This is a genomic window from Microcoleus sp. ARI1-B5, from assembly GCF_036705795.1.
Lineage (GTDB): Bacteria > Cyanobacteriota > Cyanobacteriia > Cyanobacteriales > Microcoleaceae > Microcoleus.
Genome location: NZ_JAUBVK010000006.1, coordinates 271,425 through 290,197, shown reverse-complemented (window position 1 = coordinate 290,197; position 18,773 = coordinate 271,425). Strand labels below are relative to the sequence as shown.

18 protein-coding genes and 1 pseudogene are annotated in these 18,773 nt (G+C 45.3%); 6 read left to right on the top strand and 13 right to left on the bottom strand.

Going from position 1 to position 18,773, the window contains the following annotated elements:
* Nucleotides 1-277 precede the first annotated feature (277 nt).
* From QUB63_RS12745 to QUB63_RS12705, 9 genes are all read right to left on the bottom strand, one after another.
* Nucleotides 278-1,006, bottom strand: a complete 729-nt coding sequence (locus QUB63_RS12745; protein ID WP_332945537.1) for a TVP38/TMEM64 family protein — start codon at nucleotides 1,004-1,006, stop codon at nucleotides 278-280.
* 317 nt (nucleotides 1,007-1,323) lie between these two features.
* Nucleotides 1,324-2,310 carry an arsenosugar biosynthesis radical SAM (seleno)protein ArsS gene (arsS, locus tag QUB63_RS12740; RefSeq protein WP_332945536.1) on the bottom strand — a complete coding sequence of 329 codons (987 nt, stop codon included), beginning with the start codon at nucleotides 2,308-2,310 and terminating at the stop codon, nucleotides 1,324-1,326.
* Between the two features lie 194 nt (nucleotides 2,311-2,504).
* Nucleotides 2,505-2,906, bottom strand: a complete 402-nt coding sequence (arsC, locus tag QUB63_RS12735) for an arsenate reductase, glutathione/glutaredoxin type (protein WP_332945535.1) — start codon at nucleotides 2,904-2,906, stop codon at nucleotides 2,505-2,507.
* A 195-nt stretch (nucleotides 2,907-3,101) separates the two neighbouring features.
* The gene (gene arsH / locus QUB63_RS12730; RefSeq protein ID WP_332945533.1) at nucleotides 3,102-3,755 is read right to left on the bottom strand and encodes an arsenical resistance protein ArsH; all 654 of its coding nucleotides are present in this window, start codon (nucleotides 3,753-3,755) and stop codon (nucleotides 3,102-3,104) included.
* 7 nt (nucleotides 3,756-3,762) lie between these two features.
* Nucleotides 3,763-4,467 carry an MIP/aquaporin family protein gene (locus tag QUB63_RS12725; RefSeq protein ID WP_332945532.1) on the bottom strand — a complete coding sequence of 235 codons (705 nt, stop codon included), beginning with the start codon at nucleotides 4,465-4,467 and terminating at the stop codon, nucleotides 3,763-3,765.
* A 173-nt stretch (nucleotides 4,468-4,640) separates the two neighbouring features.
* The gene (locus QUB63_RS12720) at nucleotides 4,641-5,000 is read right to left on the bottom strand and encodes an ArsR/SmtB family transcription factor (RefSeq protein ID WP_332945531.1); all 360 of its coding nucleotides are present in this window, start codon (nucleotides 4,998-5,000) and stop codon (nucleotides 4,641-4,643) included.
* A gap of 47 nt (nucleotides 5,001-5,047) precedes the next feature.
* On the bottom strand, nucleotides 5,048-6,163 hold the full coding sequence (locus QUB63_RS12715) for an inorganic phosphate transporter (protein WP_332945530.1): 1,116 nt from the start codon (nucleotides 6,161-6,163) through the stop codon (nucleotides 5,048-5,050).
* A gap of 275 nt (nucleotides 6,164-6,438) precedes the next feature.
* Nucleotides 6,439-6,693 (bottom strand): hypothetical protein, encoded by a 255-nt coding sequence (locus QUB63_RS12710; RefSeq protein WP_332945528.1) that lies wholly within the window; start codon nucleotides 6,691-6,693, stop codon nucleotides 6,439-6,441.
* 83 nt (nucleotides 6,694-6,776) lie between these two features.
* Nucleotides 6,777-7,376, bottom strand: a complete 600-nt coding sequence (locus QUB63_RS12705) for a hypothetical protein (RefSeq protein WP_332945527.1) — start codon at nucleotides 7,374-7,376, stop codon at nucleotides 6,777-6,779.
* 132 nt (nucleotides 7,377-7,508) lie between these two features.
* Here QUB63_RS12705 and QUB63_RS12700 point away from each other — a divergent pair, with 132 nt between their 5' ends.
* The 5 genes and pseudogenes from QUB63_RS12700 to QUB63_RS12680 form a co-directional block, all read left to right on the top strand.
* Nucleotides 7,509-7,736: a hypothetical protein gene (locus tag QUB63_RS12700; RefSeq protein WP_194067282.1), complete on the top strand. Its 228-nt coding sequence runs from the start codon at nucleotides 7,509-7,511 to the stop codon at nucleotides 7,734-7,736.
* Nucleotides 7,736-8,008 carry a PIN domain-containing protein gene (locus tag QUB63_RS12695; protein ID WP_332945525.1) on the top strand — a complete coding sequence of 91 codons (273 nt, stop codon included), beginning with the start codon at nucleotides 7,736-7,738 and terminating at the stop codon, nucleotides 8,006-8,008. The genes QUB63_RS12700 and QUB63_RS12695 overlap by 1 nt, the downstream gene beginning before the upstream one ends.
* A gap of 74 nt (nucleotides 8,009-8,082) precedes the next feature.
* Entirely contained in the window at nucleotides 8,083-8,625 is a 543-nt protein-coding gene (locus QUB63_RS12690; RefSeq protein ID WP_332945524.1) for an RNA-guided endonuclease InsQ/TnpB family protein, read from the top strand.
* Complete coding sequence (locus tag QUB63_RS12685; protein WP_332945522.1) at nucleotides 8,570-9,232, top strand: RNA-guided endonuclease InsQ/TnpB family protein; 663 nt, start codon at nucleotides 8,570-8,572, stop codon at nucleotides 9,230-9,232. The genes QUB63_RS12690 and QUB63_RS12685 overlap by 56 nt, the downstream gene beginning before the upstream one ends.
* A gap of 18 nt (nucleotides 9,233-9,250) precedes the next feature.
* Nucleotides 9,251-9,526, top strand: a pseudogene (locus tag QUB63_RS12680) (type II toxin-antitoxin system VapC family toxin); the annotation flags it as partial.
* Between the two features lie 90 nt (nucleotides 9,527-9,616).
* Here QUB63_RS12680 and QUB63_RS12675 read toward each other — a convergent pair.
* Nucleotides 9,617-10,291 (bottom strand): HEAT repeat domain-containing protein, encoded by a 675-nt coding sequence (locus QUB63_RS12675; protein WP_332945520.1) that lies wholly within the window; start codon nucleotides 10,289-10,291, stop codon nucleotides 9,617-9,619.
* 358 nt (nucleotides 10,292-10,649) lie between these two features.
* On the opposite strand from QUB63_RS12675, the gene QUB63_RS12670 reads away from it, so the two are divergent.
* Nucleotides 10,650-13,109, top strand: a complete 2,460-nt coding sequence (locus QUB63_RS12670; RefSeq protein ID WP_332945518.1) for a CBS domain-containing protein — start codon at nucleotides 10,650-10,652, stop codon at nucleotides 13,107-13,109.
* 296 nt (nucleotides 13,110-13,405) lie between these two features.
* On the opposite strand, the gene QUB63_RS12665 is transcribed toward QUB63_RS12670, so the two are convergent.
* From QUB63_RS12665 to QUB63_RS12655, 3 genes are all read right to left on the bottom strand, one after another.
* Nucleotides 13,406-15,766, bottom strand: a complete 2,361-nt coding sequence (locus QUB63_RS12665; RefSeq protein ID WP_332945517.1) for a GumC family protein — start codon at nucleotides 15,764-15,766, stop codon at nucleotides 13,406-13,408.
* Nucleotides 15,767-16,809: 1,043 nt separating this feature from the next.
* Nucleotides 16,810-18,237 (bottom strand): MFS transporter, encoded by a 1,428-nt coding sequence (locus tag QUB63_RS12660; RefSeq protein ID WP_332945516.1) that lies wholly within the window; start codon nucleotides 18,235-18,237, stop codon nucleotides 16,810-16,812.
* A gap of 60 nt (nucleotides 18,238-18,297) precedes the next feature.
* Nucleotides 18,298-18,579, bottom strand: a complete 282-nt coding sequence (locus tag QUB63_RS12655) for a hypothetical protein (protein WP_332945514.1) — start codon at nucleotides 18,577-18,579, stop codon at nucleotides 18,298-18,300.
* Between the last annotated feature and the right edge of the window lie 194 nt (nucleotides 18,580-18,773).

Here is an 18,773-nt window from a genome sequence, read left to right as displayed (position 1 = left end):
CTAATTGATATTCTGACCTTCGCTTTACTTACTTGATATTAGTGATTTAAGATATAGCGGTTGTCAACTTTCTCTTCTGTACTCGCCAGCCATCTTACGAATTACCAATCTGTGACCTGAATCACTTGAGAATTGCTATATCTTTAATATCTATCTCGTTTTTATAACAAAATTCTTGTAAATAACACAGAGAAAATACGGAGTTTTTTAAATTAGCAATGTATTATAATGTATGGTCAAAACAGTATTGACGATTTTACCAGTTTGTGCTGTAGCTTTAAGGAGAAATTTTTTCGTCTAAAGCTTTTTTAGCCAAGCGGGTTGCATAAACGGTGAGGGCGATCGTTGCTACCAAACCAATGCCGTAGAGAGCCCACTCAGCAGCAGTGCGCGAGATCCCTTGCGATCCGAGTGCAGCCAAACTCCCGGCCAGGGAACCGATATAAACATACATCACAGTTCCGGGAATCATGCCGATCCAAGATGCGAAAAAATAGTCTTTGAGAGATACCTGCGTGACTCCAAAAGCATAGTTAAGCAAATTAAACGGAAAAATTGGCGAAAGCCGCGTCAGCAAAACAATTTTCCATCCTTCCGAGGCAACTGCGGAGTCGATCGCCTTAAATTTGGGATTACCTTCTATCTGTTTGGAAACCCAATCGCGAGTTAAATACCTACCTGTTAAAAAAGCGCAAGTTGCACCTAAAACTGAGCCGACGGAAACGCAAACCGTGCCGCCAACGACTCCGAACAAAACGCCAGAACCGAGAGTCAGCAAGGAACCTGGGATAAATAGCACCGTTGCTAGAATGTAAATTAGAATAAAAGCTGCCGGGCCCCAAGGGCCGAGATTGGCGATCGACTCCAGGGCATTTTTGATAATTCCTTGAAAGTTAAAAAACTTGGCCGCCACAATCAAAGCCGCAGCTAAACCAATCCCTAAAAACAGCTTCCACTTATTTGATGGTGGTGGATTTTCTTCACCGGGCGATCGCAAATCATTCATTACCTAAAATCCTCAGTCTAAATTGCTTGCAGGGTAGGGACACGCTACTGCCTTTCGTAGTGTCAACTTAAGTCTGAAATCTTTTGTATCTCTCGTTTCTCCCCAAATCTCGATCCCCCTAAATCCCCCGAATCGTTGCGGGGACTTTGACGCTCTTGTCCCCCCCTTAAGAAGGGGGGTTAGGGGGGAAGAAGCCTCGGGGACAAACAGTAGACTGATACTACATTTGAACTTAAGCTGACACGACGGAAGACACGGCGCCGTCTCCTGTATTTCACAGAATTGAAAACTGCTATCAGCGCAAATTTTCCCTTAAATCAAATCAAAGTACCGCCGCAGCTAGAACCGCACCCCGCCGTACAGCCGTAGCAATAAGCAGCAGTTTGCACCTCTTGAATTACATCTAAACTACCAGATTCCAGCAATTTAGCAACAGTCATCCTTTCCCCGCTGCCAGTTTTCGCGGGCAGATTTTCCATTTGGTTAAAATCGCAGTCGTAGACATTGCCCAAATAGTCGATCGACAATTCATTGCGACACATTAAATGTTCCAGAGTACCGGGATTAAAATTATCCTCCAAAAACCCCAGATAAGGTTTGTGGAGTTTCTTGTGTTCCAAATGAAACTTAGTCCGTCCCACCGGCAAATTAGTAATCGCGAACAATTGATTAAAACAAATCCCAAAATGTTCCGCTAAATAAACCTGATAATCTTGCTGTAACTTGCCCTGTTCCGGCGTCAGCGAAAACTGGTCTGTTGCCGGCACTTGCGGATTGTACACCAAATCCAGAATTAAATTGGGTTTTTTTCCGTATCCCAACTGATTCAGCTTTTGCAGCGCCCGAATCGAACTGTCAAAAACACCGCTGCCGCGCATTTTGTCAACATTGTCAGCTTGGTAGCAGGGAAGCGACGCCACAATTCTGAGTTGGTGCTGCGCGCAATATTCGGGAATCTCCTCAAAACCCTTTTCAAAGTAAATTGTTAAATTAGAACGAACAATTACCTCTTTGCCTGTTGCCCTCGCAGCTTCCGCCAGCGGTTTAAAACCGTAAAGCATCTCGGGAGCACCGCCCGTGAGGTCAACAGTTTTAATTTGAGGAAAACGGCGAATAATTTCAATTAATTGTTCGCATATTTCCGGGGAAAGTTCTTCTGTTCGTTTCGGGCTAGCTTCTACGTGACAGTGAGTGCAAGCGAGGTTGCAGCGTTTCCCTAGATTAATTTGTAAAACTGTAATCTGCTTTTTAGTTAAAGCTGAGTTGAGTTTGTTTTTGAAAGGCGTGATTGCGGTCTGAATCATGTGCTAAATTTTTTAGTATGCGATCGCAACGAATGTAGAGGCATTCCGGGGAACGCCTCTCATAATTTAGCACTAATTATAATAGTCCTGGACACATCAAAACCAAAGAAACCGGGTTTTTGGCGGTTTTTGCGGACTGTAAGGCGTCTTCTCGAAAAAAACCAAGGTGATGACCACCCGTGGGTTCAGGACTATTAATCTGGTTGGAGAGAGTCCACTAATTTTTCAACTCGTGCTTTGATTTCATCTCGAACGCGATGAAAAGTTGCGATCGGTTGTCCGTCGGGATCGTCGAGTTGCCAATCTTGAAACACTTCTCGCAATACCCACGCTTCGGGTAAATTCACGCCGCAGCCGCACAGAGAGATTACTGCATCGTAATCTTCGGCATTGAATTCGCTTAATGGGTTAGATGTTTGATTGGTGATATCAATGCCGATTTCTGACATGACTTGAATTGCTGTCGGGTGAACTCTGCTTGATTCTAAACCGGAACTGGTGACGGCAATTTTGTCTTGGCCGATGGTTTTAGCGAATCCTTCTGCCATTTGCGATCGGCAGGAGTTTCTTTTGCACACGAACATTACTTTTTTCATGGTTTTTTTGTTGGTTGTGAGTTGTTGGTTGTTAGTTAGGGTCCCAGCGGTTAGAAACCGCGGCTACACAACCGAAGTCCACCTCCGTGGACTGAACAGAAATCCCAGATTCTTCAACCCGCGGAGGCGCGTGAGTGTTTTTGTAGCCACGATTTCAATCGCCGGGTGATTCAATCGCCTGATGTTTCGATCGCCTTAATTAACTTCCAGGGCGCGATTTGCTAGTGCGATCGCCTCGGATGCTGCTTGTTCCTTGCGTTCGCTGTGGCGATCGGTCAAATAGTCAGCGTGTTCCCGCAACAGCAAGGTAAACTTGTACAGTTCCTCCATGACATCGATCGCGCGATCGCGAAAAGGCGAATCCTTCATAGTTCCATCATCATTAAACTCCTGATAAGCCTTAGCAACCGAAGACTGATTCGGAATCGTAAACATCCGCATCCAGCGGCCCAAAATCCTCAAAGTATTCACAGCATTAAAAGACTGCGAACCGCCGCTAACCTGCATCACCGCCAAAGTGCGGCCTTGAGTCGGTCTGACGGCCCCAATACTTAAAGGAATCCAGTCAATTTGATTTTTCATAATCCCCGTAATATTGCCGTGCATTTCTGGACTAGACCACACTTGACCCTCCGACCAAAGGCTCAATTCCCGCAATTCTTGAACCTTGGGATGTGTATCGGTAACGCTGCCGTAAATCGGCAATTCCAGAGGATTGAAAAACCGAACTTCGGCACCGAAATCCTCAATGATTCGAGCCGATTCTTCCGCCAACAAGCGGCTGTAAGAACGCTCTCGCAAAGAGCCGTATAAAAATAGAATTCTCGGTTTGTGCGTGAAACTTGCCATGATGCTTTCAATTAAAATCTCGAAATCCGTTAGATATTTGTCGGTAAACAGCGACTGCTAACTGCGCGCCCCAAATCGGAGCAACCCAGTAAACCCAGTGGTGTTCCCAAAAGCCGCCAATTAAAGCCGGGCCGAGCGATCGCGCCGGATTCATGCTCGCTCCGGTAATCGGCCCCATAAATGCAGCTTCTAAGCCTACAGTTAAGCCAATTGCTATCCCCGCAAAGCCGATATGAGCGCGCCTGTCAAGTCCCGAACCCAGAATGACAAACATCAGGATAAAAGTTAGAACTGTTTCTAAAATTAGAGACTGCAACCAGTTGCCGTTAATAGGGATAGTTGCACCGAGATTGGCCACTTTTCCTAAGCTAATTAGCAGCAGTGCGGAAGCTGCGATCGCCCCCGCACACTGCGCCAAAATGTAAGGTAAAACTTTGTATTTTGGGAAAAAACCGCTCGCCCAAAATCCTAAAGTTACGGCTGGGTTAAAGTGCGCGCCGCTGATGTGTGCGATCGCATAAATCATCGCGGCTACAACTGCACCAAATACAAAACTAACGCCTAAATGAGTTACAGCACCACCGCTAATTTTGTTAACCATCACAGCGCCCGTGCCTGCAAAAACTAGAATAAACGTGCCGAGGCATTCCGCGATCGCTTCTCGGCTGCAATCTCTCGCGCCTGAAGCTAACTTCTTTGCTGCTGCACCCATCACTCTCAACTCATTGGTTCAAAACCATCATATCAACAAATTTTGATACGTCAAGTATGTTGGTTCGTAGTGAGGACTTTAGTCCGCATCCATGAAGGACTGAAGTCCTCACTACCAACCAATAGCGGTTACTTTAGGGGACATGATATAACTTATCAAGAAATATTGATGGGTCAACCCGCCTCGGAACAAGGGCGCGCCGGCAGCATCTGGCTGAAACGGCGATACTCGGCGAGGTACTCTTCCAGGGCGATAAACTGAGCTAAATTGAGGCTGTAGTAGATCCAGCGGCCTTCTTGGCGGCTGCGAACTAAACCGGCTTCTTTTAGGGTTTTGAGGTGGAAAGAGAGTTTAGACTGAGGGACTCCCAGCCGATCGCACAATTCGCAAACGCACAATTCCTGTTCCTGCAGCAACTCCAGAATCTGAATCCGCAGGGGGTCAGAAAGAGCGTGAAAGCCTGCGGAGACCAGTTTTTGGGAAATCTGAGGTTGTGGAGTGCGATCGGGCGCAATTTGAGAATTTTTAAGCATCAATTATTTTGGCAACATCTATGAAAATATCTTAGCGATTAATTCTCTTATCGATGCAATACCCAGTAAGTGCTGGCACTAATTGCAGCAGCAATTGGTAAGGTCAAAATCCATGATAATAGAATCTGATAGAAAACGCGCGCGTTAGCTTTCTTTGAAATCAATCCCACACCAAAGATTGAACCTACCGAAACATGGGTAGTCGAAACTGGAAGTCCATAGCGACTGGCAGCAATAACTAAAAATCCCGTCACTAAGTTCGCCACAAGTCCTTGACCGGCATTCATTGTTGTAATCTTTTTGCTCATCGTTTCTGCCACTTTTTTAGCATTCAACAAACCGCCGATCGCCATACCCAAAGCTACTGCTAAACTTCCCCATTGAACAGATATCGATTCGCCGACTAACATGAGCGAAACAATTTTAGGAGTATCGTTCAATCCTCGGGCAAAACTGACTATTGCAGCACTCATAAAATGGCAAGCGTCTACTATTTTTTGGCTGGTGAATCCTAAGAAATTTCCCCTGTATCTTTGCGTACATTTATCTAGAGAATCGACGGCAACATCGGCGGTTGTGAGGCACTTAATTATGTTAGTTCCATCGGGTTGGGGAATAGGAATAATCTGTTGAGTTTGACCGGCGCAAATACACCATTCTTTCTCGATTCCTAAATAAACTCGCAAATAGCGAGACAACCCATAAATTAAAGCTCCTAATGGCACCGCAATCATCGGACTCAGCAACAAAGGCAGCAGAAAAGTTTTCTGCAATGCTGTAAAATTAACTTCGGTACCAATTGCTACTAAACCTGCACCGACAAGAGCGCCTGTGAGACCGTGAGTTGTGGAAATAGGGAATCCAGTTACGGTAGCAAGAATGACGGTTAAACCCGCAGCGATCGCCACAGCTAAATGAAAATCTTGGGCATTGGCGATCCCGTCCGGTACTAATCCTTTTCCCGAAAAGCTTTTTACCAGCGTTTCTGCTAGAAAAATAGAAAATGCTGAACCTGCAAAAGTTGCGATTGTTGCCAAACCAATTGCTGTTTTATAGTTCGTCGTCTGACTGCCAAACAGTGTCGCCACACCTTTAAAATTATCATTAGCACCATTAGAGTATGCTAAAAATAATGTGGCAATAAATAGCGCAATAAGTAACATTACATTGTTCCGAATAAGTGTAATTTATTAAAAAAAAAATGGTATAAAATACCACTATCTCGCTACCCTGGGCGGTTCTCAAACAGTTTTTTGCGTAAGCCCCAATAGTATTGAATTTGATTGTACAGACACAGTTGCATCAAATACAATGATGAAAATATTAAGATTTTTTGGGAGCGCGCGATCGAGTCTTAATTTCGCGCCAAACGGAAGCGAGATTGAACGATAATATAACTCAGGCTCGGCATCGCGGACGGTACGCTTAACCCACCCCTTCACTTCGGAGTCTGTACCCGCGCCGGCACATCAGTCAGTCCGGCTTTTTGCATCAGCGCGATCACCCCTACAGATAGAACTCCCCCAATAGCTACCCCGACAACTATCAGGATGAGGAATAATTTTTGCAGAGTTTTTTTAGTAGCCGGGTGATAGCGTCTCGGCAATTCTTCACCTTGCTCGTCAAGTTGTTGCTCCAAGGGGTCTAGCGGATTGGATGGATTTGAGTTAAAAGGATTCGGCGGTTGATTCATGGCTAGTTTTGGTTAAAGGAGATCAACAACTATTTTAACTTGCGATTTGCCGTCGCAGCTTACATAATACATTCTGGTTTTAGTCAAGACTCTATAAAATTTATTAAGATCCCGAGAATTTGGGCAACATTATTGATAAAATATTCGTCTGTGTCAATCTCGATCGCAATTCCTTCTAGCTTAAAGAATTTCCAGATACTCCCAGTTGTCACAACTCCATAAATTGTCTGAATGTCATTTTCGTGACGCTGGTTAAATATTTGCGCTGCAATGGTTTCTGCCATGCACTGCCCTAAGCCGGATTGAATGTTGTCATTTTTGGCTTCAACCAAGGCGATAACTGGGGATTCAATGACTAGCTGTTCGGGCGATCGGCTAATTAAAAAATCGCAATAACCGCTCAAACCCCTAGCAGGGTCTACATTAAATTCTCGACCTGAAAATAAACTCATCCGTTCCGGCAGCCGTTTTTTAATTTCAACTAATATCGGCGCGACAATTAGCTCGGAGCGAGCTTTCTCTGAATTAATCTCTAGTGCTAAAGGTAGATTGAATTGCAAAGTTTCTTGCAAAAAATTGCTGGGTTCTATTTCGGGAATGTCGGCAAACAAGCCAACCGTTCTAGTCAAGGTTATGCCAAAATTTGTCTTAATTTGTTCGACGCTAAATTGACTGTAGGGCATTTAACTCCCTCTCCCGAAAAATTAAGTGTTTTTAAGAAGCTAACATTATATCACTTGAGGCGCTAAAATTTGAAGCGGGGGTATTTATATATTTGCCTGCTTGTCCAATGCTTTCTGTCAAAGATAATTACTATGACGTTACGCGAACTTCAAGACCGAGCACTGAGGTTGTCTGCCGAGGAGCGATGGCAGTTAATTAATGCTTTGATGCGATCGCTCCAACCGAAACCCCGATCGAAGGTGAAGCCGAAGGGTTTAGCCGCGAGTTTAATTGGCATTGCGAAAACGGACGCGCCACCACCTACAGATGCAGAAGTAAAGGCAATGTTGGATGAGCGGTTAGTCCAAAAGTATCTGTGATGAAAGTTTTATTTGATACCAATGTTTTACTGGATGCAATGCTTGCCCGCGAACCTTTTGTAGCGGATGCTGCTTTTTTACTGAATGCCGTTGAATCGGGGCGAGTTGAAGGGCTTACGTCGGCGACAACGGTTACCAAAAAGCTGGGTTTAAAGCCTGGCCCTTCTAGGGCGACTTTTATTCCTGTAGTCTATCAATCCAGTCCTCAATCAACTGAGTCATCGTCTTGCGCTTCTGTGCCGGCAATTCTTCTTAATTTTTCAAGCCTTTGAGGGTCAACCAGTATACTCAACCTCTCTTTCATTTTGCTATCCAATGGCTACCCATTTATGGTATCATGGGTAATATGAAAACACTGAAGTTTAAGTTATATCAGCACAAAAAAAATAGACATCTCAAGCGCACAATTAACGCTGCTGGGGTGATTTATAACCATTGCATTGCTCTCCATAAACGGTACTACCGAATTTGGGGCAAGCATTTAAGCTGTGCAAAACTTCAGTCTCATATCGCTAAGTTGCGGAAGAAAACCCCGTTTTGGCAATCAGTAGGTTCTCAAGCAGTGCAAGATATTTGTCAACGCATTGACAAAGCCTACCAATTATTTTTTAAGCACAACAAGAAAGGAGTTAAGCCACCAGGATTCAAGAAGGTCAAGAAATACAAATCGTTCACGCTAAAACAAGCAGGCTATAAGTTTTTGGGTGGCAATAGAGTAAAGATTGGTAGTCGAGTTTATCAATTTTGGAAGTCGAGAGAGATTGAGGGAACAGTCAAAACCTTAACTATAAAACGCACTTTATTGGGTGAATTGTTTATGGTTGTGGTTGTTGATGATGGTAGTAATCCAGAAGTTGAAGTTAAGACGGGTAAAATCGCGCTCATTTGATTTTGGGTTGAAAACATTCCTCACTTGCTCAGATGGTACTAAAATTGAGTCACCCCAATTTTTTAAGCAATCTCTAAATTCCATCACAAAAGCTAGTAGACAGCATTCCAAAAAACTAAAAGGATCATCTAACAGAGAACGATCGAGGAAGAATCTAGTACGCAAATATGAGGATATTTCTCATCGTCGGCGTGATTGGTTTTGGAAGTTAGCGCATGAACTAACTGATAAATTCGACCTTCTTTGTTTTGAGACTTTAAACCTCAAAGGAATGCAACGACTTTGGGGTAGGAAGATATCAGACTTAGCTTTTGGTGAATTCCTGCAAATCCTAGAATGGGTAGCCAAAAATAAGAAGAAACTGGTTATTTTCATCGACCAGTGGTATCCCAGTAGTAAGACTTGTTCTAGTTGTGGACAGGTTTTAGAAAGTCTTGATTTGTCTGCTAGAGAATGGCGTTGTCCGTTCTGTCAATCAGTGAATGGGAGGGATGAAAACGCCAGTAAGAATATTTGTGCAGTCGGGGCATCGACTGTTGGGTTAGGCGATGTCAGACAGGCGCTCGCCTGCAATTGCTGTTTGAGCCTAGAATCCCCATGCCTTTAGGCTGGGGAGTATGTCAAGGATGTGCATTATTTGGTTGGACGACAAACCAAGAGTTCTGAAGCTGCGATTGCCGCCGTAACTCGACTGTTGGCATTGATGGAAATTTGTGCGGTGGATCGAGAGGTTCTGGAGCAAGCGATCGCGCTGCGATTGCCGGATTTTGAAGATGCGGTGCAGATAGCGTGTGCGATCGAGTTAGAGTTAGAGGCGATCGTTACTCGGGATGTGAATGGATTCGCAGGCTCGCCGATTCCCGTTTTGTCACCTCAAGAACTGAGAAATCGGTTGATCTAGCAGAGGGCTGAATAAATTAGGCTATCGGTGTTTCATCCCGCCCCAAAAGCGCGGAAATGAAACACTTACAAAAAAAAGTATCGCTATCTGTTATCCTTCTGCTTTTGAAAGCCGATCGAGAGAAATTGTTGCCGCTTGAGATACTTGAGAATTCTTGTCTTTTGCTAAGTATTTCAAAGCCGAAACGCTCTTCACACTCGGCAAATTGCCCAAAGCTTCAGCCAGCCTCTGGCGGATCAGCCAATCTTCCGACTGAGCAAAGTTGAGGATGCGATCGATCGCGCCCATGTCCTTAATTTCCCCCAAAGCCGAAATCGCCGCCTGCTGGATCACCACTTGCTCGCATTCGAGAGCTTTCAGCAGCACGTCGCGAGCCCGGGGATCTTTGAGATTCCCCAGAGAAACAGCAGCACTAAAGCGCACCAGCCATTCCGTATCCTCATAAAAAGCGCGCACCAAAGCCTCAAAAGCTCTGATATCTTCCAGATAGCCCAAAGCACCCGCAGCGTCAGCGCGAATGCCGTAATCCGGGTCTGTTTCTAGCAATTTAACTAGAATGGGATAGCACTCAGCAGTCGGTTTGACCCCGAGAGCAAACACAGCCATCGATCGCACTTGCAAACTTTCGTCGTTCAACACCTTTTTAATCAAAGGTACCGCCGTTTCCGCCGGCACGTTCCGCAAGTTTGCCAAAGCCACCATGCGATCGGCTGAATTTTCGCTTTCTAACTTGGCTGCAATTTGCTCTAAGCTTAAAGTTGTCATTATGGCTAATCTTGTAGTAAAACTTTACATTCCGGTTATTTTGATTATAGGGGAGTCTCAGGATAAAAGCCGGGAGTAAAAACCGCCCTGCGTATTTCAGATGAGTGATATTGCCCATTAGTGAGACGATTAATCTCAAGCTCAGATTCCGTGGAAATAATCAATTAGAAAGTTTATTATTTAAATCCGAAGCACAGGCGAGGTGTTTCTACCATTCCCTAAAGCTTTGCGCGATAGTTATACAATTTTCACAAAATAATACAACTGTAGGGAAACTCCAAACCCTTATGCAATAAGCGATTCCCAATTATTCAATCGAAAATGGTATTAGCCGCCCTCCGAAAACCTGCAATCAACTATGCCCTTTTACCACCCGCCTTTTTACTCCTCAGCCTTAGAACAAGCGATCGACCGCTACCCCCTAACTGCCGGCCCAGAAACTTCCTTAGCAGTGGCGATCGCCCTGATGAGTCAGTTGCAAAACAGTTGTCCCTTAGTCAAAACGCCTTTACCCTCAGAGCGGGGGGCGATGGGCGAAGCGTCCGTGCCGGACAAGGTGCGGGCCCGCTGCCTGCTCGTCGTGCAGAACCAGCAGACTATTACCACAGGCAACTTATCCGACAACCCCAGCCGCGGGCTGTTAATCGGCATACTAACCCCCGCCGACTTAGTGAGACTGATCGCGAATGGCAAAATCAACAGCCTGCAAAAAGTAGCCCTCCACAAAATACCAATTTCCGAAGTCATGTCCCCGGTGTCGGTTTCCCTCACAGAATCCGACGACCAAGACGTGTTTACCGCTTTATCGTTATTTCGCCAGCACCGAATTCGCTATTTGCCGATCGTCAATCAATTTCGCCACTTGGTAGGAGTGCTGACGCGCGAAAGAATTCGCCAAGTATTGCAGCCTTCAAACATTCTCAAATTGCGGCGGGTAGCAGAATTGATGACTACGCCAATTACAGCGCCCCACACCGCCTCGCTCAAAAGCATAACCGAACTGATGTCAGAGCATCAAGTCAGTTGCGTAGTCATTACAAAAAACAAAGAATTAACAATGGAGAAGCCCAAAGATGACCATACCTCCATTTTTCACTATTCCTTTCACCAACCTTTGGGAATTCTTACCGAATACGACATCGTGCAGGCACAGTTTCTCGAACTAAATTTCGAGGAAACCCCAGCTCAAAAAGTCATGAGAACTCCCCTGCAATTTCTGCAACCTTCCGATTCCCTGTGGACGGCGCACAAACAAATGCAGCAGCAACAAGTGCAGCGGTTGGTCGTGTGCGGGGGGCGCGGTGAACTGTTGGGAATTATTACTCAAACCAGCTTGCTCAGAGTCCTCGACCCGACAGAAATGTACCGAGTTGTCAAACAGTTGCAGCAGTCGGTTTATCAACTGCAATCGGAAAAATTGGAACTGCTGCAAAGCCGCAATGCCAAATTGGAACAGCAGGTGCGCGAACGGACTGCCAAACTCCACGAACAGGTGCAGCGCGATCGGCTGTTAACTGACATTTCCTTGCGGATTCACCAATCCTTAAACCTCGAAGAAATTCTCAACGCCAGCGTCGATGAAGTCCGGCAAGTTTTGCACGCTGACAGAGTAGCGATCGTGCGTTTGGAGTCGAGCAATTTCGGTATTTTTGTGGCAGAATCCGTTGCCCCCAAGTGGTCTTCTATCTTGGGAGAAATCCTGCCCGATCATATTTGGCAAGAAGCTGCTGCGGCGATCGAACAGGAGATTTATGCCGTCCCAGACATCGACCAAGCCCGTTTGAGTGCCGAAAAATATGCGCGCTTGCAGATCGCGCAAATCAAAGCTTATTTGATTGTACCAATTTTGCAAGACGGCCATTTGTGGGGGATGATGTGCGTCCATCAGTGTTCCAAATCCCGGCAATGGCAGGCTTCGGAATTGGATTTGCTGCAGCAGCTGGCAACTCAAATCGCGATCGCCATTCAGCAAGCCCAACTCTACCAGCAAGTACAAAATCTCAACACCGACCTCGAACGCCAAGTCCAAGAACGTACCGCCCAATTGCAACAAAAAGTGCAGGAACTCCAGCATTTAAACGTTCTCAAAGATGAATTTCTCAGCACAGTTTCTCACGAACTGCGGACGCCTTTAGCTAATATGAAAATGGCTATTCATATGCTGAGAATTTCTCCCACACCAGACCGGCGCCAGATTTATTTAGAAATTTTAGAAACTGAATGTACTAGAGAAACCGATTTAATTAATGCTTTGCTCGATTTGCAGCGGCTCGAAGCAGCAACTTGTCCGATCGATCTCGAACCAGTAAACTTAGAAGTCTGGCTGCCTACGATTATCGACCCGTTTTATACCCGCGCCCACAACCGCCACCAGCATTTGCGAGTAGAGTGCGATCGCCACCTCCCCACGATCAGTTCCAACCGCGCTAGTTTAGGACGAATTTTAGCAGAACTCCTCAACAATGCCTGCAAATATACTGCCAATGACGGCGAAATCTCTCTGAAAGTTCAGTGCCTCAAGCGAGACTGGGAAGAAGGAGAAAGCGGGAAAAATTCGGGACAAGCAAGTGTTAGGGCTTCGGAAATTCAATTTACACTCAGCAATCAATCTTCCATTTCGATAGAGGAATTGCCTCGAATTTTCGAGAAATTTTATCGAGTTCCCAACGCCGATCCCTGGAAACAAGGAGGTACAGGTTTGGGTTTAGCTTTGGTTGAAAAACTTGTCGAACAGTTGCAGGGAAAAATTGAGGTTGAAAGCAGCAAGGGCTGGACTAATTTTACCGTCACATTTCCTACGCAGCCGGATGCAAATTAGTCCGCCATCAGTCGATTTTAGATTTTAGAGTTTAGATTTTAGATTGACTTGCAGCGCAGAGAATCTGGGAAGTTGAACAGGAGTCTAAAATTTTGGGGTGGGGTCATCTTTTTTACTCTCATACCAAATCCGGGTTTACTACCCCCTTTTATTGGTCGCTAATTTCTCCCCCTCTCCCCCTCTCCCTCTCTCCCCCTATCCCCCTATCCCCCTATCCCCCTCTCTCCCTCTCTCTCCCCCTCTCCCCCTCTCTCCCCCTCTTCAGCAATAGAGGGGTTTTTAACCCGGATTTACTCTCACTCTTTTTTGGGAGCTAGTTTGCGGATGCCAGACTCTGCTGGTGCAAAATTCAAATATTCATTTTTCTCTGCCACCACTGAGGGTTTAGATGCTTGATACTTCTTGCCTTTGCTGGCGTGATTGGCAACGGTGCCCAAGCAGGGTATGCCAAAATTTTCTAATTGACTGAAAACTTTTTTGACTACAGAAAAGTGGACCTGGCGAACTGCTACAACCATCAGTATTCCATCTGTGCGCGCCGCTAAAAAATTCGCATCTTTACTGTCAACCAGCGGCGGCGTATCGTAGATCACTAAGTCAAATGTTGCCTGAAGTTCTTCCATTAAATACTGCATCCCAGATGAGGCAAGCCGTCTGGCAGTACCGGGAACCGGAACACCGGCAGTTAATACAAAAAGATTATCCGTTAGATGCGATCGCTGGATAATTTCATCCGGTTCGTTTTTATTGTCGAGCAAGTTGCTCAATCCCTTGACATTAGGCAGTTCCAGGAGCCAGTGGAGGCTGGGCGAATGCAAGTTCGCGTCTACCAACAGCACTCGCTGACCCGCCAGCGCTGCCACGTGGGCTAAGTTTAAAGCAACGGTAGATTTGCCTTCGCCAACTGTAGCCGAACCAACTGCCAAAGAGCTAATCGTTCGATTTGAAGAAAGAAAGCGGATATTAGTATAAAGAGAGTCAAAAGCTTCTATAAATTCCGAAGCATTTTTATGATTACCCTTTTTTCCTTCAAGATAAGCATAGGCATTAGCAATAGAAGGCGGAAAATTTTTAGCATTTTTGTCAAGAGGAATTACTCCCAATAAAGGCGCGTCTACCGCATCTTTAACGTCATCAGCACAGTAGAAAATATTGCGGATTTTTTCAATGATAATAGCTGCTGCCAGACCTAACACGAGTCCTCCAAAAATTCCCATCACAAAGTTGTTTGTACTTTTCGAGGCAACGGGAATCGGTTTGCCTGTTTTGATATCTTTGGGGATCTGGGGTTGAGAAATAACTTCCCAAGGTACTTGGCTTTGAGCGGCTTGGACGCGCAGAGTTTCCCGCTGAGTTAAAAGTTGCTGGCGGCTGGTGGAAGCTATGTCTAATTGCTGTTGCAGTTCGTTGTAGCGACGAGCTACAATCGGAAAATCTCTTACTTTTCGGGTCAAATCTTCTTTAGTTTGGGCGATCGCCTGACTGCGAGCTTCTAAGACTTGAACTTGGTTCGCAGTATCCACCAATTGTTTGATCAAGCCTATGCGAATCGAGTTTTGAAAATTCTGAACTTTAGAATTGGCTTGAGAGCCTACCAAATTTTGCCCCAAAATGCGATCGGTTTGCTTGTTGAGCAAAGCTACTAAATTTGCCCGCTTGCGCTCTAAAGCTTCCACTATAGGGTTAGCAGATTTAAAACGAGCTGTTTCTACAGCAATCTGACCTTCTACTTCCTTAACCTTGGTCAGCAACTCTTTATATTGAGGTTCTTCGCTTAAAGCTGAAGCCGCAATAGCTTCATTTGGTGTAAAATCTAATTGTTTTTGCAAGTTAGCGTACAGCATTTTCTGTTCCTGTAGCAGCCTTTGAGTTTCTAACTCTAAAGTTTCTATAGCGCGAACTTGCGCGATCAATTGCCCGCCTTGTTCTTTAGGATCGGTAATTTTTTGCTGCTGCTGTATCACCTGTAACTCCGACTTCAGGTCATTTACGCGCTTGTTTAGTCCCGGAAGCTGGTTTTCAATAAAATTAACACCTTGACCAATGCGAGTCTTGCGTTCGTCAAGGCTGTACTTTAAATATTTCTTTTTAGTTTCTTGTAAAACAAACTCAACTAATTTAGGGTCCTGCCCCATGAAACGAACTTCCAAAATTTTAGTTTGCGTCAACTCATTTTCTCCGAGGCGCAAAACGAATAATCCTTTTTTAAGAAGTTCCTCGGTCATTTCTGGATATTTTTGTTGGACTTGTTTGGTAATAGCCGACAGCATCTGAGGGCTCTGGAGAATTTGAAGCTGAGTTGGATAGTCCAAACTAAAAAATTCTCGATTAGGCACTCCACCCCCCTCACCGCGATTGGCGAGGGCAGATGCGTCGGTAAGTCTTGCCTCCGTTGTCACGGGTTCCACCAGTATCCGAAAATCGCCTTGATATGTTTTCTTGCCTCCCTTGACCTTATAATAAACTCCACCGCCTGCTAGAGCTACCATCGCAATGATGACTAGGGCTTGTCGCCCAAAAGTCCTGAACAAGGGCTTGAGATTCAATCCTTTCTGGGGTGCCCCGCTTAACTCTTCTCCCTCGTCAACGGGAAATTGCTGCACCTGTCTGCTCTGGTTGCTAATTGGTACGATATGAGCGTCCTGTTCTGTTTCCATGTTGACCTCTTTCATATTTTGTTGGTAAAATCAGCTCAGTTATCCCAGCCTTCTGGTTGATACTTTCACCATTGACTTCAGGATATCACAGGAGATTCTTGGTTGGTTGGTTCTACTTCCTTCCAATAGTTCTCACTACTTTCACATAGTATAGAAAAATAACTAAATTCCTATGTTGTGCCGGCTGCATTTTTTTTTACTGACTGAAGAGAGAGAGTTGTATCCGACTGTATTTCTGTCTGCGGTGTTGTGCTTGTATTCGGGGTTGGTGGGCGGCTTCGCCAAACTTTTTCGGGTGTCGCTGAGCTTCTTCGGGTGTCGCAATAACTTTACCAAAATTTTACAATTTGCCGTAACGCATCAGCCGCCGATCGCGCTGGTATTGCCTGGTCATCTCTGCCATTTTTCCGATCGCCACCAACGGCAGCAGCACCTCTTAACTTACCCGCTTTCCTGACCTGCTAAAAACTTTGGCATTTTCCATGTAGATATAATAATTAACAGCATTCCGCAGATTTTTGGAACCGCAACTAATCGAATCAATTTCCGAGAAAAATCTATCTTTATCTTTTAATTATCAACTTTTTGACGAGCTGAACGATCGCTTAAGCCTATTAACTGATTCGCCCTATAATATCACACAATACTCTCTGTCGTGCCCAGTTGACATAAAATTTAATATTTTGTGAGTTCAAACTCGATCGACATCTCGAAAAAATCCAGCCTTCTGGGTTGGGCTACCGGGGCTCCGGGCGCTGGGCGATGTGATGTTTTGGCCCAGAAACACCGGGTTTCTGAGCTCTTTGACTCTTACTAAAACCATCGCTGTTATTCACCATCCGAGGAGAGTTATAGCAATACCAGCGGGAAACCCGCAACTGGCCGTGTTTTTTGGACGAACCGATGAAAGAGGTTTATGAGACATTCGTAAGAGAATAGAAATAGTTCGCAACTGATGCGATAATTTCTCTGGATATCGCCCGGATGAGCTGTTGGTAATTGTTATTTTGTGAATTTACCAATTACCCACTACTCATGACAGCTTACTGATTCTGTGCTTTCTTTTCTCGAAGTTTCAACAATATTTCGGCATGAACTTCGCGGGTGATTGGATAAAAATATGTGAGAATCATGCCACAAATTAAAGCAATTGTGGGCAGCGGCCCGATCGCAACTCGAATCGCGAACAGCGCAGAATCCGGCTGTATAGGTGCAGCCTCTCCCTGAACAGTAGCGAGAAATCCAGCTTGTTCTAATGCTTGGCCTACCAACCACAAGCCGATCGCCAAACCAATTTTTTGCAGCAAAACCATAAACGAATAAAACACGCCTTCGCGTCTTTCGCCTGTTTGGAGTTCGTCGAGTTCAATCACATCCGGTATCATCGACCAAGGTATGAGATAAGCAGTAGAAACTCCCACACCAGCCATGACTGCTAACAGGTACATCTGAACTACTTGTCCCGGTTGCAGGAAAAACAGTCCGGCTTGTGCGATAATCCACAAACTCATGCCCATAAAATAAACAGCTTTTTTGCCATATCGCTCGCTGACTTTACTCCAAACAGATAACATGGCGAGTGCAGTGCCTTGAACTGCGATCGCAGTTTGGGTAAAAGTTGCTGGTGGCAGATTCATCCAGTTGATGACAAAATAAGGCAAAATCGAAGCAGTTAATTGCACTCCCAGCCAAGAACAGAGATAAATTCCAATTACGTACAAAAAAGGGCGATTGTTAAATGCAATCCGCACCTGTTCTCCTAGCGGCAAGGATGTTGAATTGTCTTCTACTGGATTTTCTGGCAATTGAGAGAGAACGTGTTTGCGGGTTCCGAAAAAGCACCAGTATAAAGGCAATACAGAAATTACTGCACAGAGTGCGCCTAATATTATGTATTTTTGGGTGTCGTCTTTAACTACTGCAAAGATAATTTGCGCTATGATTAGTGACAAAATGCTGCCGCCGATCGAGAAAGTAAACCGGAAACTGTTAAGGCTAGTGCGTTCGTTGTAGTCTTGGGTTAATTCTGGGGTGAGGGCGGTGTAAGGCAGGTTGACGGCGGTGTAGGCCGTGTTAAACAAAATGCCGATCGCCACATAGTACCAAAACAATATCGTGGGATCTTTGCTGGGAACAATCCACTGCAAAAAGAAGAAGATCCCGAAAGGGATTGCGCCGTAAACCATCCAAGGATAGCGGCGGCCCCAAGGGTGAGAGGTGCGATCGCTCAAAACCCCCACAATCGGGTCATTTATCGCATCCCAAACCTTGCCGATCAGCAAAATGTTGCTAGCAGTCCCCGCAGCCAAACCAGCCACGTTGGTAAAGAAAAACAGTAGGAAAAATACCAGAACATTCGCAGTAATTGCGGGGCCGAGGTCTCCCGCACCGTATGCTAACTTTGTGGAGAAACTGAGTTTTTTGGTTTCGGGGTTGTCGGCGGCTGGTTCAGGGGGGGAAGTGTTGCTCATAAACTTTGATTTGGGGATTTTTGGGCAGTCGCAGTCTTTCCAATAGGAGTATAACTCGCGCTACGCTGTAATACTAAGTTTTTTTTGGGCGATCGGGATGATTTTGAAGCTTTGGGAATTGGGAATGGGTAATTGGGAATGGGGAAAAAGGTAATTAAGAATTGATTGGTTTGTAGGGGCGGGTTTTACCCGAAATATGGATCGGTAGCTCAAGATATCAATAAACCCGCCCCCCACAGCCTCGAACACTCGCCAACCTTTCTTTATCGATCGCACAGCAATGTACATTTCAATTTTGCGATCGGGTGGGGGCGGCTTTAAGAGATTATTGGTTTTAGGCACAGATTGTTTGTAAAACCCGCCCCTACATAAATATTGTTTGAGCCTTTAACAAAAGTGAAAAACCCGGTTTATTTGGCCTAGTCTCGGACTACTTTAAATCCCAAATCCCAAATCCAAAAACCCGCCCCCCACAGCCTCGAACACTCGCCAACCTTTCTTTATCGATCGCACAGCAATGTACATTTCAATTTTGC

What these genes read in the sequence shown, in the direction of transcription:
- QUB63_RS12745 (WP_332945537.1), bottom strand. Translation starts at nt 1,006, where the DNA reads ATGAATGATTTGCGATCGCCCGGTGAAGAAAATCCACCACCATCAAAT.
- arsS (WP_332945536.1), bottom strand. Translation starts at nt 2,310, where the DNA reads ATGATTCAGACCGCAATCACGCCTTTCAAAAACAAACTCAACTCAGCT.
- arsC (WP_332945535.1), bottom strand. Translation starts at nt 2,906, where the DNA reads ATGAAAAAAGTAATGTTCGTGTGCAAAAGAAACTCCTGCCGATCGCAA.
- arsH (WP_332945533.1), bottom strand. Translation starts at nt 3,755, where the DNA reads ATGGCAAGTTTCACGCACAAACCGAGAATTCTATTTTTATACGGCTCT.
- QUB63_RS12725 (WP_332945532.1), bottom strand. Translation starts at nt 4,467, where the DNA reads ATGGGTGCAGCAGCAAAGAAGTTAGCTTCAGGCGCGAGAGATTGCAGC.
- QUB63_RS12720 (WP_332945531.1), bottom strand. Translation starts at nt 5,000, where the DNA reads ATGCTTAAAAATTCTCAAATTGCGCCCGATCGCACTCCACAACCTCAG.
- QUB63_RS12715 (WP_332945530.1), bottom strand. Translation starts at nt 6,163, where the DNA reads ATGTTACTTATTGCGCTATTTATTGCCACATTATTTTTAGCATACTCT.
- QUB63_RS12710 (WP_332945528.1), bottom strand. Translation starts at nt 6,693, where the DNA reads ATGAATCAACCGCCGAATCCTTTTAACTCAAATCCATCCAATCCGCTA.
- QUB63_RS12705 (WP_332945527.1), bottom strand. Translation starts at nt 7,376, where the DNA reads ATGCCCTACAGTCAATTTAGCGTCGAACAAATTAAGACAAATTTTGGC.
- QUB63_RS12700 (WP_194067282.1), top strand. Translation starts at nt 7,509, where the DNA reads ATGACGTTACGCGAACTTCAAGACCGAGCACTGAGGTTGTCTGCCGAG.
- QUB63_RS12695 (WP_332945525.1), top strand. Translation starts at nt 7,736, where the DNA reads ATGAAAGTTTTATTTGATACCAATGTTTTACTGGATGCAATGCTTGCC.
- QUB63_RS12690 (WP_332945524.1), top strand. Translation starts at nt 8,083, where the DNA reads ATGAAAACACTGAAGTTTAAGTTATATCAGCACAAAAAAAATAGACAT.
- QUB63_RS12685 (WP_332945522.1), top strand. Translation starts at nt 8,570, where the DNA reads ATGATGGTAGTAATCCAGAAGTTGAAGTTAAGACGGGTAAAATCGCGC.
- QUB63_RS12675 (WP_332945520.1), bottom strand. Translation starts at nt 10,291, where the DNA reads ATGACAACTTTAAGCTTAGAGCAAATTGCAGCCAAGTTAGAAAGCGAA.
- QUB63_RS12670 (WP_332945518.1), top strand. Translation starts at nt 10,650, where the DNA reads ATGCCCTTTTACCACCCGCCTTTTTACTCCTCAGCCTTAGAACAAGCG.
- QUB63_RS12665 (WP_332945517.1), bottom strand. Translation starts at nt 15,766, where the DNA reads ATGGAAACAGAACAGGACGCTCATATCGTACCAATTAGCAACCAGAGC.
- QUB63_RS12660 (WP_332945516.1), bottom strand. Translation starts at nt 18,237, where the DNA reads ATGAGCAACACTTCCCCCCCTGAACCAGCCGCCGACAACCCCGAAACC.